This window comes from Streptomyces sp. NPDC091376, assembly GCF_044757085.1.
Classification (GTDB): domain Bacteria; phylum Actinomycetota; class Actinomycetes; order Streptomycetales; family Streptomycetaceae; genus Streptomyces; species Streptomyces pratisoli.
This window is the reverse complement of sequence record NZ_JBIVUF010000001.1, coordinates 649586-664781: the sequence shown is the minus strand read 5'-3', so window position 1 is coordinate 664781 and position 15196 is coordinate 649586. Positions and strand designations below refer to the sequence as shown.

The following is a 15196-nucleotide window of genomic DNA, read 5'->3' as shown; positions in this document are numbered from 1 at the left end:
AGCCTCCGGGCAAAGGTCCCGGAGGCTGTGTCTACGCAGGTGGGGCGCCAGGAAGGCCGGCTAGACGGCTGCCCCGACGAGGGACCCGACGGCGTACGTCAGGGCCGCCGCGGCGCCACCGAGGGCGAGCTGCCGCAGGCCGCTGAACCACCAGCCGCGGGCGGTGACCCTGGCGACCAGCGCACCGCAGGCGAACAGCCCCAGCAGAGCCAGCAGGACCGCGGGCCACAGAGCCGTGGCGCCGAGGAGGAACGGCAGCACCGGCACCAGCGCGCCGAGCGCGAACGAGCCGAAGGACGAGACGGCCGCGACCGTGGGCGACGGCAGATCGTCCGGGTCGATGCCGAGCTCCTCGCGGGCGTGGATCTCCAGCGCCTGCTCGGGGTCCCTGGACAGCTGCATGGCCACCTCGCGGGCGAGCCGGGGCTCGACGCCGCGCGCCACGTACAGCGCGGCCAGCTCCTCCATCTCGTCCACCGGGTGCTTTCGCAGCTCGCGACGCTCGACGTCCAGTTCCGCCTGGACGAGCTCACGCTGCGAGGCCACCGAGGTGTACTCGCCCGCGGCCATGGAGAAGGCTCCGGCAGCGAGGCCGGCGAGCCCCGTGATGACGATGACCTGCTGCGACACGGCACCGCCCGCGACACCGGTCATCAGCGCGAGGTTGGAGACGAGCCCGTCCATCGCGCCGAACACCGCGGGACGCAGCCAGCCGCCGCTCACATCGCGGTGCGTGTGATTGTCGCGATGCGCCTCGTGGAGTGTCGCCTCGGTCTCGATGATGGACACAGCTCTCCCCTTGCTTCCTTGCGGGTTCGTACGTACTGCCAGGGCGGGTTCGTACGGCGTCCCGCTCCCCCTCAACGTCTCGAAAGTACGCGCGATGTAAGGGTCGTGCCAGCAAGGCAGGCTTTACTTACCTGGTGGCAGGCGGGTGACACCGACGTTTCCCGCGCCGCACTCGGCGCCCCGCGTGGCAGAGATCGAGCAAGAGGCCCATCGAGCAAGAGACCCAAGGGGTCCAGTGGGCACGAAGGGGTGACGCGGTGGACTGGATTGCATGCGATCGGGCCCGCGGCGCGCTCCTCGGACTGGCGGTGGGCGACGCGCTGGGGGCGCCGGCGGAGAACATGCGGCCGTCCGAGATCCGCCGCAGGTGGGGCCGGATCGAAGGCTTCGTGACCGACGCTCCGGCCGGCACGGACGACACGGAGTACGCGATCTTCTCCGGGCTGCTGCTCGCCAGGCACGGGTCCGCACTCACCGTCTCGCATGTCGAGAACGCCTGGCACCACTGGATCGCCGACCTCGACGAAGGTCCGTTCCGGGGCGCGGGCTTCAGTGAGCGCGGGACGCTGGAGAACCTCCGCCGCGGTCTGGCAGCGCCCATCACCGCGCAGCACCGGCACGCCTGGAGCGACGGGCTGGCGATGCGGGCGGCGCCGTTCGGCGTCTTCGCGGCGGGCCGCCCCGACGAGGCGGCGCGGCTGGTCGCCATCGACGGCTGCGTCAGTCACGACGGCGAGGGCATCTACGGCGGGCAGGCCGTGGCGGCGGGCGTGGCGGCGGCGATGGCGGGAGCGGGACCGGCCGGGGTGATCGGCGCGGCACTGTCCGTCGTGCCCATGGACTCCTGGACCGCGCGCTCCATGCGCCGCGCGGTCGTCGCGGCGGAACGCGCGGAGACGGATCCGCTCAGCCGCGAACGGACGGTCCGCTCCGCGGTCGTCATCGGTGGCTACCCCTGGACGGACCTGGCTCCCGAGGCCGTCGGCCTCGCCTTCGGGGCGTTCGCGGCGGCCCGCGGCGACTTCCGTACGTCGGTGCTGACCGCGGTCAACATGGGCCGCGACGCCGACACCACGGCGGCGGTCGCGGGGGCGCTGGCCGGCGCGCTGGTGGGGGCCTCCGCCATTCCGGCGGACTGGGCCGCCGCGATCGGCCCCGTCCGGGGCAGCTGCCTCCCCTCCATGCGCGGCTATCACGTCCTGGACATCGCAGACCTCCTCACCCCGTACGACGACACCGAGGCCGCCCCATGACCCCCCGCCCCCTCGACTCCGCGACCCCGGACCAGCCCGCCCCGGACACCCCGGAGTCCCCTCCGGACCTGGGGCTGGAGACGCCCGGCACGGGCGACGAGACGGGCGGAGCCTCCCCGGACCCCGCACCGGGGGCCGTGACGGCGACGCCGGGCGTGGAGGGCGAGTACCGGGAGACGGCATCAGGGCTGGTGTCGGGTCCGCCCGGCACGGCGGCCGACGGAAAGCCGGACGACGGACAGCTGGGCGACGTACAGCTGGGCGACGGACAGCACACGAGCGACGCGGACCGGGCAACGGACGGGTCCGGCGGGAACAGCCCCGCGACCGGTGCGACCGGGGAGAGCGGAGAAGCCCCCGCCGCCCCCGCCGCCCTCCTGCTCGACACGCCAGGCGGAAGCGGGACCGGAGGAGCGCCCCGGTCGGTGAGGCCCACCGCGGCGGGCGGGGTCGGGGGCGCCGGTTCGGGCGGTCTGCTGCTGGACAGGCCCGGCGCGGGAGGCGGGGCCGCGGCGACCCCTCACTCCGATCACCTCGAAGAGGCCCGTTCGCCACGCATGGCAGCGGGCGGATCGCACGGCTCCGGCGGAGCGGGGCCGGTTTCGGGGTGGGGCTACTGCTCCTGGGGGCACCAGGGGCGATCCCGGCGCGACCGGGTGGCGCAAGGCGGCGAGCCGTACCGCGCGCGGATCGAAGGGCTGCTGCTCGGGCTCGCCGCCGGCGACGCCGCCGGGTGGCCCGCCGCGCGGCATCGGGCCGCGCGGATGCCCGAGTGGACCCGGCGGCTCACCCGGGAGCTGGACACCTTCGCCGAGCAGAACGCCACGACCACCCTCCCCGTGCCCATCGCTCTGAACCAGCCCCCCGAGCCCCTGCGCCTCGGCCCCTCCGACGACGCCGAGTGGGCCGCCTTCGCCGCCGAGACGGTCCTCACCGCCGCCGGCGAGCACTTCGACGGACTCGACCTGGGCCGCCGTATGCGCGCCGCGGTCGACCTCGCCTGGAACGTCCTCGCCGGCAAGATCGCCGCGGCCGCCGCCCGCGCCCCCGAGGTCGAGTCCGCCGTCCTTCCGCTGCGCGCCCGGATCTCCGTACGAGCCGGTCTCGGCAACCTCGCCACCGGGCTGCGACCGCCCGCGACCGGCCACGACAACCCGCACTACTTCGACGACGCCGCCTGTATCCGCGCCAGCGTCCTCGCCGTCATCCACCCCGGCAACCCGCAGGCCGCCGCCGATCTCGCCGAGTTCGACGCCCGCTACACGCAGGACGGCGACGGTGTGCACGGCGCCCGCGCCATGGCCGCCGCCGTCGCCTCGGCACTGGGCGGCGCGGACGTGGACACCGCCGTCGACGCCGCCCTCGCCCAGCTCCCGGACGCCACCGAGATCGGCCGCAACGCCCGCTACGCCCTCAAGCTCGCCCGCGACGCCGACGACGCATTCTCCCTCGTCCCGCTCCTGGAGCACCAGATCGTCGATCACGTGTACAGCTACGGCATCGCCGCCGCCGAGACCGTCCCCGTCGCCCTCGCCCTCGCCACCGCCGCGCGCGGCGAGGTCGCCGGTGCCATCCCCGCCGCCGTCTGCCTGTCCCGGGTCGCCGACTCCGCGCCCGCCCTCGCCGGGGCGCTGACCGGCGCGCTCGGCGGTGGTACGGCCGTACCGGCCGCCTGGCGGGACGCCTGCCGCACCCTCGCCGGCTGCACCCTGCCCCGTCTCGCCGGCACGGACCTCGTCGAACTCGCCGGGCTCCTCGCCGACACGATCCGCCCGTCGCGCCTCCCCTCGCACGCCCCGTCGCACGACCTGTCGGACGAACCGGCACACGGCCCGGCACACGAACCGTCGCCCGACCCGTCACACAGTCCGTCCGTCACACAAGGCGCCGGCCCGGCCTCCCGCCCGTAACTCGCCCCCGCCGGACACGAATCCCCGACTCCGCATGCCCCGCCCGCGACCGCCCCGGGTGGACAATTCCGGCATGACACTCTCAGCGCTCCCGGCGGTCGCGACGCTCGAAGACCGGATCACGGGCTCCCTCGTCGGCGCGGCGGTCGGCGATGCCCTCGGCGGCCCCGTCGAGGGATACACCCCGGCGCAGATCGTGGAACGGCACGGCGGCCGCGTCCACGGCATCGTGGGCCCGTGGCACGGCGACGACTGGCGCACCGCCCGGCCCGTGGCGCCCTACCACAAGGGTGACGGCCACGTCACCGACGACACCCTCATGACCCACGTTCTCGTACGGGTCTACGCGACCGTACGGGACCACCTCGACGCCTACGCCGTCGCCGACCACCTCGTCCCGGAGCTGATCTCCACGCCCCGCTGGATCCCGGAGCTGGAGACCGAGGCACTCCCTCTCCAGCGGATCTTCCTCGCGGAGAAGTGGCTCGTGTCCCGCCTCCACTACGGCCATGTCGACCCGCGCGAGGCCGGTACCGGAAACATCGTCAACTGCGGTGCAGCGATGTACATGGCCCCCGTCGGCCTGGTCAACGCCGCCGACCCCGCGGCCGCCTACGCCGAGGCACTGGACGTCGCCGGCGCCCACCAGTCCTCCTACGGGCGCGAGGCGGCGGGCGTGTTCGCGGCGGCGGTCGCCGCGGCCTGTACTCCCGGCGCGACACCGACGACCGTCGTCGAGACCTGTCTGACCCTGGCCAAGGACGGCACCCGTTCGGCCATCGAGGAGGTGGCCGAAGTCGCCGCCCGCCACAGCGACTTCGAGTCGGCCCTGCGCCCGCTTCGCGAGGCCGTCGCCCCCTTCGACACCGTGGGCCCCGACTACCGCGCGCCTTCCCTGGCGGCCCGACGCCCCTCCCGGCTGCACGCCATCGAGGAACTCCCCATCGCCCTCGGCATGCTCCTCGTCGGCGACGGCGACTACCGCCGTACGGTCCTCGGCTCCGTCAACTACGGTCGCGACTGCGACTCGATCGCCACGATGTCCGGCGCGATCGCGGGCGCGCTGTACGGCGAGGAACCGATCCCGCCCGACTGGGTGAAGACCGTCGCCGAGGCCAGCCGCCTCGATCTGCACGCACCGGCGCGCAGCCTCACGGAGGTCACGCACGAGATCTTCGCCCGCGACACCCGGCGCCGCCGGGAGCACGAAGCGGCCTTCGCCAGGCTGACGGACCCCCGATGAACCTCCGGCTCACCTGGGTCCAGCCCGAGGACCTGATCGGCCATGAACTCCGGCAGGCGGCGGAAGACGGCCGCGACGCGTCGGAGATCGCCCACCGCTGGCGCGCGGCGGGTGGCCCCCCGGCACCATCGGCCGCCGGCGCGTCCCCGCAGCCGGCGCCCCCTCGACTCCGCGCCCTCGCCTCCCGCCTGCTGGACGAACTGGCGGAACTCCCCAGCCCCTTGTCGGTCCACGAGCCGACGGACCTCCCCGCCATCAGAGCGGCCTGTCCGGGCTGGCCCCGGTCCGGCACGGCGGCGGAGGCATCCGGCCCAGGCGCGGCGGCATCCGGCCCCGTGGCGGAAGCGCTCATGGACCGTCTGCACGCCGCCTGGCTCGGCCGCGCCGCCGGGTGTCTTCTGGGCAAGCCCGTGGAGAAGCTCCCGCTGCACGCCATCCGCGCCCTCGCCCGCGCCACCGGCAACTGGCCGCTCGCCGACTGGTTCACCGCGAAGGGCGTGCCCGGTGAGCTGCTCGACGCCCACCCCTGGAACCGCCGTTCCGCACGTACCTCCCTCGCCGAGAACATCGACGGCATGCCCGAGGACGACGACCTCAACTACCCGCTCCTCGATCTGCTCCTCCTCCAGCGGTACGGGCCCGGCTTCGGCACCGCCGACGTCGCCCGGCTGTGGCTCGACGAACTCCCCGCCGGCCGCACCTTCACCGCCGAGCGCGTCGCGTACCGCAACCTCCTCTGCGGCCTCGAACCACCGCTGACCGCGCTGCGCCACAACCCGTTCCGGGAATGGATCGGCGCCGCGATCCGCGCCGATGTGCACGGCTGGACGCACCCCGGCGATCCGGCGGCCGCCGCCGAGCAGGCCCACCGGGACGCGGTGCTCACCCACACGGCGAACGGGGTGTACGGGGCCATGTTCATCGCCGCCGCGCTCGCCGTGGCGGCCACCGGGAACGCGGACGTGCACGGGTGCCTGCGCGCCGGCCTCCGCGTCGTCCCGCCCCGCTCGCGGCTCGCCGAAGCCGTCCGCTCGGGCATCGAGACCGCCGGCGCGCACAGCGACTTCGACACCGTCGTGGACCGCCTGCACGCCGGCCACGGCTCGTACCACTGGGTCCACGTCATCCCCAACGCCGCCCTTCTCGCCGCCGCCCTGACCCACGCGGACGGCGACTTCTCCGGGTCCATCTGCCGTGCCGTGTCCGGCGGCTGGGACACCGACTCCAACGGCGCCACCGCCGGCTCGCTCGCCGGCCTGCTCGCCGGCCATCCGGACCGGCTGCCCGGGCGCTGGACCGCCCCGCTCAAGAACCGCCTCGCCAGCAGCGTCGGCGACTTCGACGGCATCGGCTTCGACTCGCTCGCCCGCCTCACGTGCGCCCACACCAATCTCCGGGAGGACCCGCGCCCATGACCGGCATCGTCGTGCTCGGCAGCACCAACATGGACCTCGTCGCCTATGTCGCGAAGGCCCCGCAGCGTGGAGAGACCGTCACGGGACGCGAGTTCCGCACCGTCCCCGGCGGCAAGGGCGCCAACCAGGCCGTCGCCGCCGCCCGGGCCGGCGGCGAGGTGGCGATGATCGGAGCCGTCGGCACGGACGACTTCGGCGGCCGGCTGCGGGCCACGCTCGAACACTCCGGAGTCGACACCGATCTGCTGCGCACGGCCGAAGGACCCTCCGGAACCGCGCACATCGTCGTGGACGACCAGGGCGGCAACGCGATCGTCGTCATCCCCGGCGCCAACGCCACCGTCGACCATCTGACCCCCGGTGACGAAACCCTCATCGCCACCGCGAACGCCCTCCTCCTCCAGCTCGAACTCCCCCTCGGCGGGGTGATCGCCGGCGCCGAGGCCGCCCGCAGGCACGGGGTACGGACCGTCCTCACCCCGGCGCCCGCTCAGCCTCTGCCGCCCGAACTGCTCGCCGCCACCGACCTGCTGGTGCCGAACGAGCACGAGGCGGCCCTCCTCGCCGGTGTCGCCGAACCGCTCGCCGCCGCCGAGGCACTGCTCCGCCAGGTTCCCGAGGTGGTGATCACGCTCGGCGGGGCGGGCTGTCTCTACGCGGCCCGCGGCATGGAGCCCCTCACGGTCGCCGCGCCCCGCGTCCGCGCCGTGGACACCACCGCGGCCGGTGACACGTTCGTCGGTGCCCTCGCCGTGGCCCTCGTCGAGGGCAGGCCGATGCCCGAGGCGATGATCTGGGCCTCCACCGCGGCCGCGCTCTCCGTCCAGCGCCCGGGCGCCTCGTCCTCCATGCCTTACCGCCCCGAGATCGACGCGGAGGCGGAGACGGGTGCGAGGAGCACCGCGAGGCGCCGCTAGCCGCCTGCCGCTGCCACCAGCCGCTGCCGGGCAAGCCGCCGCGACAGGCCCCGCAGGAGACCCGCAAGGAGCAAGGAGCCCCGATGCACGACCCCGACGCCGACGGTGCCGCCGCCCGCCGGTCCACCGGAGCCCGCCCGTCCACCAGAGCCGGCCGGTACGAGGGAGCCGGCCGGTACGAGGGAGCCGGTCCGTCCACCGGAGCCGGTCCGCTCGCCGGGCTGCGCGTCCTCGACCTCGCCACCCTGTTCGCCGGGCCGCTCGCCGCGACGATGCTCGGCGACTTCGGTGCCGACGTCATCAAGATCGAGCACCCCCGCAAACCCGATCCCTCACGCGGCCACGGCCCCGACAAGGACGGTGTCGGCCTGTGGTGGAAGCTGCTCGGCCGCAACAAGCGCACCATCACGATCGACCTGTCCACGCCGGGCGGCCGGGAGACCTTCCTCGCGCTCGCCGCGACCGCCGATGTCGTCATCGAGAACTTCCGCCCCGGCACGCTGGAGAAGTGGCAGCTCGGCTGGGACGAACTGAGTTCCGCCAACCCCCGTGTCGTGCTGGCCCGTGTCACCGGGTTCGGTCAGTTCGGCCCGTACTCCCACCGCCCCGGCTTCGGGACCCTCGCCGAGGCCATGAGCGGGTTCGCCGCCATCACCGGTGAACCCGACGGTCCGCCCACGCTTCCCCCCTTCGGTCTCGCCGACTCGATCGCCGCGCTCGCCACCTCCTACGCCGTCATGACCGCCCTGACCGCCCGCGCCGCCACCGGACGCGGCCAGGTCGTCGACATGGCCATCATCGAACCCATCCTCACCGTGCTGGGGCCGCAGCCCATCTGGTACGACCAGCTCGGCTACGTCCAGCCGCGCACTGGCAACCGCTCCCGCAACAACGCGCCGCGCAACACCTACCGCGCCGCCGACGGCTCCTGGCTCGCCGTCTCGACCTCCGCACAGTCGGTGGCCGAGCGGGTGATGCGGCTGGTGGGCCGCCCCGAGCTGACGCACGAGCCCTGGTTCGCGAGCGGCAGCGGGCGGGCCGAGCACACCGACGAACTCGACGCGGCGGTGGGCGACTGGATCGCCCAGCACACCCGCGACGAAGTGCTCGCCGCGTTCGACAAGGCGGAGGCCGCGGTCGCCCCCGTCTACGACGTACGTGACGTCATGGACGATCCGCAGTACCGCGCGCTGGACAGTGTCACCGAGGTCCCCGACGCGGAACTCGGCCCGATCCGTATGCAGAACATCCTCTTCCGCCTTTCCGAGACTCCTGGTGGTATCCGCTGGGCCGGCCGCCCGCACGGCGCGGACACGGACACGGTCCTCGGCGAACTCGGGCTCACGCCCGGCCGGATCGCCGGCCTCCGCGACGAAGGCGCGCTATGACCCCGCTCACCTGGCTGTACGCCCCCGGGGACCGGCCGGAGGTCGTGGGCAAGGCGCTGTCCTCCGGAGCCGACATCGTGATCGTCGACCTGGAGGACGCGGTCGCGCCCCACCGCAAGGCGTACGCCCTCGCGGCGACCACGGAACTGCTCGCCTCCCCCCAGCCGGTGCCGGTGCATGTCCGCATCCACGCAGAGCGCGACATCACCGCGCTGGCCCCCCTGCCCGGCCTGTCGGCACTGCGTATCCCCAAGGTGGCACACGCCACCGACATCCAGGTTCCGGCGAAGCTGGCGCCGGGCACCGAGCTGTACGCGCTGCTGGAGTCGGCGGGGGGCGTGGAACACGCCTACGCCATCGCGACCGCCGACCCGGCCGTGCGCGGGATCGCGCTCGGCGAGGCGGATCTCCGCGCCGACCTGGGCGTACGCAACGACACCGGCCTCGACTGGCCGCGCAGCCGCGTCGTCGTCGCGGCCCGCGCGGCCGGGCTCCCCCCGCCGACCCAGTCCGTGTACCCCGACATCCGCGACCTGGACGGCCTCGCGGCCTCCTGCGCCCACGGCCGCGCCCTGGGCTTCCTGGGCCGGGCCGCCATCCATCCCCGGCAGCTCCCGGTCATCGAGCGGGCCTACCTCCCCAGCCCGGAGGAGGTCGAGGCGGCCGAGGAGATCGTCAAGGCGGCGGCGACGGACGCGGGCGCGCTCGCCCTCCCCGACGGACGCTTCGTCGACGCGGCCGTCGTCGCCGCGGCCCACCGCACGCTGTCGCTGGCGGGCCGCGACGGCCGTTGACCCAGAGCCCGGAGCGCCCGGGCCCACAGGCTCCCGGACTCCCGTGCTACGGGCTCACGGGCCGCCGGAAACGCCGCAGGGCCGCCCGGCTGATCACAGCCGGGCGGCCCTGGGGATGTGCGGGGAAGCGGTCGGCCACCCGTTGCGCGAAGCGGTCAGCTCCTGTTCGCGGACTCCGAGTCCGCCGGTTCCCCGGAGGGGTCCTTGTCCAGGGACAGGGCCGCCGGGTCGGCGTCCGTCGTCGCGTCGGAGGCCGTGGCGGAGGTGGCGTCGGCGTCGTCGGACTTCCGCGACTCCACCGCCGCCGGCTCGACGACCTCCTCGCGGCCCGGACGGAGCCGCGCGGAGAGCACGATGTACACGACGGCCAGGACGAAGACGATGATCGCGGTCCACACGTTCAGCCGGAGGCCGAGCACGTGGTGGGCCTCGTCGACGCGCATGTACTCGATCCAGGCGCGGCCCGCGCAGTAGGCGGCGACGTACAGCGCGAACGCCCGGCCGTGGCCCAGCTTGAAGCGACGGTCGGCCCAGATGACCAGCAGCGCGACGCCGACACACCACAGCGACTCGTAGAGGAACGTCGGGTGGTAGGTGCCCTCCGCGCGGTTGACACCCTCGCTGATCTCGAGCGCCCACGGCACGTCCGTCGACCTGCCGTACAGCTCCTGGTTGAACCAGTTGCCCCAGCGGCCGATCGCCTGCGCGATGGCGATCGCGGGCGCGATGGCGTCGGCGTACGCCGGGAGCGGGATGCCGCGGCGGCGGCAGCCGATCCAGGCACCGACCGCGCCGAGCGCGATGGCGCCCCAGATGCCGAGGCCGCCCTCCCAGATCTTGAACGCGTCGACCCAGTTCTCACCCTCGCTGAAGTACAGCTGGTAGTCGGTGATCACGTGGTACAGACGGCCGCCGACGAGGCCGAACGGCACCGCCCACACGGCGACGTCGGCCACCGTGCCGGCTTTGCCGCCGCGGGCGATCCAGCGCTTGTTGCCGTACCAGACGGCCACGAAGACACCGATGATGATGCAGAAGGCGTAGCCGCGCAGCGGGAGCGGTCCGAGGTGGATCACACCGGTGGACGGACTGGGAATGAAGGCAAGGTCCATGGCAGGTCCGACGCTACCCTGCCGGGCCCACCGCACGGCAACCGACGGGGCAACGTCTGCATAACGAGGCCCCCTGGGCACCCGCCGTTCCCGCGCGGCGGGCTGGTCCACCGCAGAACCCGCCGGGCATGCGTCCGGGGCGCCCCGCGGCCACGCCGCCGAACGCCCCGGACGACCCGCCGTCGCTCAGGACCCGGACGGGCTCGGCTGCGCCGTGCCCGGCTTCTTGCCCTTGTTCGCCTCGGTGACCCACTTCTTCAGGTTCTCCGGGCTGATCTGCTCGTTGCCCCGCTGCGGGAAGATCGACTGCCCGTTCAGCAGCACCGTCGGCGTGCCCTTGAAGTCGCCCTTGTGGAAGGCCTCGCCGGACTTCTCGACCCAGCTGTCGTGCGCGCCGGACTCGACGCAGTCCCGGAACGCGGGTGTGTCCAGACCCTGGACCTTGCCCGCCAGCTCGATCAGCCTGCCGTTCTGAGCGAAGGCGTCGTCCGTCTCCGGCGGCTGGTTCTGGTACAGCACGTCGTGGTACGGGACGAACTTCCCGGCGTCCTGCGCGCACGCCGCCGCGTTCGCCGCGCGGCGGGAGCCGTTGCCGCCCAGATTGCCGTCGATGATGGTGGCGAGGCGGTACTCCACCTTGAGCTGTCCGGAGTCCGTCAGCTCATGGATGGTGTTCCTCATCACGTTCTCGAACTGGGCGCAGGCCGGGCAGCGGAAGTCCTCCCAGACCGTGAGCGTGGACGGCGCGTCGCTCACCCCCGCGGGGAGCGCGAGGGCGTCCTCGCCCTCGGCGCCGCTGGGGGCTGTCACCGGGCCGGTGGACGCGCTGTCGCCCTTCCCCTTCCCTCCGGAGTTGGCCGCGATCACGCCGACGACCGCGGCGAGGCCCAGCACGCCGACCACGGCCGCGGACACGATCAACAGGCGCCGTCGCTTGTCGCGCGCCTTCTGCAGCTCACGATCCTGCAGGAGCCGCTCACGCGCGGCCCGCCTTCCGTCATGGTTCTTCTCGCTCACGCCCACAGCAACGAACCGGGGAGGCACCTATGCGCCTCCCCGGTCCGAGGTCCACCCGTACGGGTGAGCAGTTCGCCCGACGGCGTCAGCGCTTGCGCACGCCCGCCGCCAGCTCGCCCGCCAGCGCCCGCACCGCCGCGATGCCGGCCGGGCGATCCTCGGCGTCGAGCAGCCGCTTGACGAAAGCCGAGCCGACGATCACGCCGTCGGCGAAGCCCGCGACCTCCGCGGCCTGCTCGGCGCTGGAGACTCCCAGGCCGACACAGACCGGCAGCCCGGTGGTGGCACGGGTGCGCCGGACCAGGTCCTGGGCCTGGGCGCCGACGGACTCACGCGTTCCGGTGACGCCCATCAGCGAGGCGGCGTAGACGAAGCCGGAACCCGCCGCCGTGATCTCGCCGAGCCGTGCGTCCTTGCTGCTCGGCGCGACCACGAAGACCGTGGCGAGGCCGTGCTTCTCGGCGTGCTCGCGCCATACGGCGGACTCCTGGACGGGCAGGTCGGGCAGGATGCAGCCCGCTCCGCCCGCCTCGGCGAGCTCGGCGGTGAAGCGCGCGATGCCGTAGCGGTCGATGGGGTTCCAGTACGTCATCACGAGGACCGGCTTGCCCGTGGCCTCGTGGGCCTCGCGGACCGTGCGCATGACGTCGGCGATCCTGACGCCGCCGCGCAGGGCGATGTCGTCGGCCGTCTGGATGACGGGGCCGTCGAGGACGGGGTCGGAGTGCGGCAGGCCGACCTCCACGACATCGGCGCCGCCGTCGAAGACGGCCCTGATCGCCTCGATGCCGCCGTCCACGGTCGGGAAACCGGCCGGGAGGTAGGCGATGAGCGCGGCCCGGTTCTCGGACTTCGCCTGCGCCAGAGTGTCGTTCAGCAGCTGGATGTTCCCGCTCACTTGGCGTCCCCCTCGATCTCGGCGACCTCGCCGGCCGCGTCCGCCTCGACGGCCGCGGCGGCTTCCTCGTCGTACAGCCCGAAGTAGCGGGCAGCCGTGTCCATGTCCTTGTCACCGCGGCCGGACAGATTGACGATGATCAGTCCGTCCTTGCCCAGCTCCTTGCCGAGCTCCAGGGCTCCGGCGAGCGCGTGCGCGGACTCGATCGCCGGGATGATGCCCTCGGTGCGGGAGAGCAGCCGCAGCGCCTGCATCGCGGCGTCGTCGGTGACGGCCCGGTACTCACCGCGTCCGCTGTCCTTGAGGTACGAGTGCTCCGGGCCGATGCCCGGGTAGTCGAGCCCTGCCGAGATCGAGTACGGCTCGGTGATCTGGCCCTCGTCGTCCTGGAGGACGTAGCTGCGGGAGCCGTGCAGGATGCCGGGCTCGCCCGCGGTCAGCGTGGCCGCGTGCTCGCCGGTCTCGACGCCGTGGCCCGCGGGCTCGCAGCCCACCAGCCGTACGCCGGTGTCCGGGATGAAGGCGTGGAAGAGGCCGATGGCGTTGGAGCCGCCGCCGACGCAGGCCACGGCCGCGTCCGGGAGGCGGCCCGCGCGCTCCAGGATCTGGCGGCGGGCCTCGACGCCGATGACGCGGTGGAAGTCGCGGACCATGGCCGGGAAGGGGTGCGGGCCCGCGACCGTGCCGAAGAGGTAGTGCGTGTGGTCGACGTTGGCGACCCAGTCGCGGAAGGCCTCGTTGATGGCGTCCTTGAGCGTGCGGCTGCCGGACTTCACGGGCACGACCTCGGCGCCGAGCATGCGCATCCGGGCGACGTTCAGCGCCTGGCGCTGAGTGTCGATCTCGCCCATGTAGACGGTGCAGTCGAGGCCGAAGAGGGCGCAGGCGGTCGCGGTGGCGACGCCGTGCTGGCCGGCGCCGGTCTCGGCGATGACACGGGTCTTGCCCATGCGCCTGGTGAGCAGGGCCTGGCCCAGCACGTTGTTGATCTTGTGCGAGCCGGTGTGGTTGAGGTCCTCCCGCTTGAGGAAGACGCGTGCGCCGCCCGCGTGTTCGGCGAAGCGGGGCACCTCGGTCAGGGCGCTCGGCCGGCCGGTGTAGTGGACGAGCAGATCGTCGAGCTCGGCGGCGAAGGCCGGGTCGGACTTGGCCTTGTCGTACTCGACGGCCACCTCGTCGACCGCGGCGACGAGCGCCTCGGGGATGAACTTGCCGCCGAAGTCGCCGAAGTAGCCGGCCGCGTTCGGCACCTGGCCCTCGGGATCGGGAATGAAGTAATCGCTGGGCATGCCAGAACTCCTCATGAGCGTGAAAGCAGAAGAGAAATGAGGGTGATGACGTCGGATCGCTGAGCGGGTCGCTCAGCGACGCCATCGCATGCCGTTGACCTGGCCGGGCTCGTCCCCGATGACGTACCTGACCCGTCGTCCGTGCACTCGCCGGGCCGGGGCGCGGCAGCCGCGAGGGCGGCAGCCGCGCGCCAGCGGGGCGTGCGGCACGCGCGCCGTCGTACCGGCCGGGCGAAGGCTCGGCCGGGCGGACGGTACGCGGCGCAGGACGGTGGTCATGGGGAGGGTCAGTCCCTCCCGTGCCGCAGGGCCGGGTGGGCGCCGGCGGCGACCAGATCGGCCACGGCGGCCTTGGGGTCGCGTCCGGTGACCAGCGACTCGCCGACGAGGACCGCGTCGGCGCCGGCGTTGGCGTACGCGATCAGGTCGTGCGGGCCGCGGACGCCGGACTCGGCGATCTTGACGAGGCCTGCGGGGATCTCGGGTACGACCCGTTCGAACGTGGAACGGTCGACCTTGAGGCTCTTGAGGTCGCGCGCGTTGACACCGATGATCTTGGCTCCGGCGTCCACGGCCCGCTCGACCTCGTCCTCGTCATGGACCTCGACGAGCGGGGTGAGACCGATCGACTCGGCGCGCTCGATCAGCGAGACCAGGGCCTCCTGGTCGAGCGCGGCGACGATCAGCAGCACGAGGTCCGCGCCGTAGGCACGGGCCTCCCACAGCTGGTACGACGTGACGATGAAGTCCTTGCGGAGCACCGGGATGTCCACCCGGGCCCGCACGGCTTCCAGGTCCGCGAGCGAGCCGCCGAAGCGGCGCTGTTCGGTGAGGACGGAGATGACGGCCGCGCCGCCCGCCTCGTAGTCGGCGGCGAGTGCGGCCGGGTCGGCGATCGCGGCGAGCGCTCCCTTGGAGGGGCTGGAGCGCTTCACCTCGCAGATGACCTTCACACCCTCGCCGCGCAGCGCGGCGACGCCGTCCTTGGCCTGGGGCGCCTTGGCGGCACGCTCCTTGAGCTCGTCGAGGCTGACCCGCGCCTGCCGCTCTGCGAGGTCGGCGCGTACGCCTTCGATGATCTCGTCGAGCACACTCACGCGAGCGGCCCCCTTCCGAGAGGTAGATGGTGGATCACTGTCAGCAATCCCGATGGTATCCGGCTGGGGGCGAA

14 protein-coding genes are annotated in these 15196 nt (G+C 73.5%); 7 read left to right on the top strand and 7 right to left on the bottom strand.

From position 1 onward, the window contains the following. Nucleotides 1-60: 60 nt before the first annotated feature. The gene (locus tag ACIQMR_RS02945; RefSeq protein WP_401382101.1) at nucleotides 61-789 is read right to left on the bottom strand and encodes a VIT1/CCC1 transporter family protein; all 729 of its coding nucleotides are present in this window, start codon (nucleotides 787-789) and stop codon (nucleotides 61-63) included. Between the two features lie 257 nt (nucleotides 790-1046). On the opposite strand from ACIQMR_RS02945, the gene ACIQMR_RS02940 reads away from it, so the two are divergent. The 7 genes from ACIQMR_RS02940 to ACIQMR_RS02910 all read left to right on the top strand — a co-directional run bounded on the left by ACIQMR_RS02940 (nucleotide 1047) and on the right by ACIQMR_RS02910 (nucleotide 9709). Then, nucleotides 1047-2042: an ADP-ribosylglycohydrolase family protein gene (locus ACIQMR_RS02940; RefSeq protein WP_401382099.1), complete on the top strand. Its 996-nt coding sequence runs from the start codon at nucleotides 1047-1049 to the stop codon at nucleotides 2040-2042. A 557-nt stretch (nucleotides 2043-2599) separates the two neighbouring features. Continuing rightward, nucleotides 2600-3952 (top strand): ADP-ribosylglycohydrolase family protein, encoded by a 1353-nt coding sequence (locus ACIQMR_RS02935; protein ID WP_401382679.1) that lies wholly within the window; start codon nucleotides 2600-2602, stop codon nucleotides 3950-3952. Nucleotides 3953-4025: 73 nt separating this feature from the next. After that, entirely contained in the window at nucleotides 4026-5195 is a 1170-nt protein-coding gene (locus tag ACIQMR_RS02930; RefSeq protein ID WP_401382096.1) for an ADP-ribosylglycohydrolase family protein, read from the top strand. Continuing rightward, nucleotides 5192-6610, top strand: a complete 1419-nt coding sequence (locus tag ACIQMR_RS02925; RefSeq protein WP_401382093.1) for an ADP-ribosylglycohydrolase family protein — start codon at nucleotides 5192-5194, stop codon at nucleotides 6608-6610. The genes ACIQMR_RS02930 and ACIQMR_RS02925 overlap by 4 nt, the downstream gene beginning before the upstream one ends. After that, nucleotides 6607-7527 carry a ribokinase gene (gene rbsK, locus ACIQMR_RS02920; protein WP_401382090.1) on the top strand — a complete coding sequence of 307 codons (921 nt, stop codon included), beginning with the start codon at nucleotides 6607-6609 and terminating at the stop codon, nucleotides 7525-7527. Before ACIQMR_RS02925 ends, rbsK begins: the two co-directional genes overlap by 4 nt. An 83-nt stretch (nucleotides 7528-7610) precedes the next feature. Next, entirely contained in the window at nucleotides 7611-8915 is a 1305-nt protein-coding gene (locus ACIQMR_RS02915) for a CaiB/BaiF CoA transferase family protein (protein WP_401382088.1), read from the top strand. Beyond that, nucleotides 8912-9709, top strand: coding sequence for an HpcH/HpaI aldolase/citrate lyase family protein (locus ACIQMR_RS02910; RefSeq protein WP_401382085.1), 798 nt, complete (start codon nucleotides 8912-8914; stop codon nucleotides 9707-9709). Before ACIQMR_RS02915 ends, ACIQMR_RS02910 begins: the two co-directional genes overlap by 4 nt. 155 nt (nucleotides 9710-9864) lie before the next feature. On the opposite strand, the gene lgt is transcribed toward ACIQMR_RS02910, so the two are convergent. From lgt to trpC, 6 genes are all read right to left on the bottom strand, one after another. Then, the gene (gene lgt, locus ACIQMR_RS02905) at nucleotides 9865-10821 is read right to left on the bottom strand and encodes a prolipoprotein diacylglyceryl transferase (protein ID WP_401382083.1); all 957 of its coding nucleotides are present in this window, start codon (nucleotides 10819-10821) and stop codon (nucleotides 9865-9867) included. Nucleotides 10822-11007: 186 nt separating this feature from the next. Then, nucleotides 11008-11838 (bottom strand): thioredoxin domain-containing protein, encoded by an 831-nt coding sequence (locus tag ACIQMR_RS02900; RefSeq protein ID WP_401382080.1) that lies wholly within the window; start codon nucleotides 11836-11838, stop codon nucleotides 11008-11010. An 85-nt stretch (nucleotides 11839-11923) separates the two neighbouring features. Then, entirely contained in the window at nucleotides 11924-12736 is an 813-nt protein-coding gene (gene trpA, locus ACIQMR_RS02895; protein WP_401382078.1) for a tryptophan synthase subunit alpha, read from the bottom strand. Further along, complete coding sequence (trpB, locus tag ACIQMR_RS02890) at nucleotides 12733-14025, bottom strand: tryptophan synthase subunit beta (RefSeq protein WP_401382076.1); 1293 nt, start codon at nucleotides 14023-14025, stop codon at nucleotides 12733-12735. The genes trpA and trpB overlap by 4 nt, the downstream gene beginning before the upstream one ends. A 72-nt stretch (nucleotides 14026-14097) precedes the next feature. Further along, complete coding sequence (gene trpM, locus ACIQMR_RS02885; RefSeq protein WP_266374920.1) at nucleotides 14098-14304, bottom strand: tryptophan biosynthesis modulator TrpM; 207 nt, start codon at nucleotides 14302-14304, stop codon at nucleotides 14098-14100. An 8-nt stretch (nucleotides 14305-14312) separates the two neighbouring features. Further along, nucleotides 14313-15122, bottom strand: coding sequence for an indole-3-glycerol phosphate synthase TrpC (trpC, locus tag ACIQMR_RS02880; protein WP_358664900.1), 810 nt, complete (start codon nucleotides 15120-15122; stop codon nucleotides 14313-14315). Nucleotides 15123-15196 lie beyond the last annotated feature (74 nt).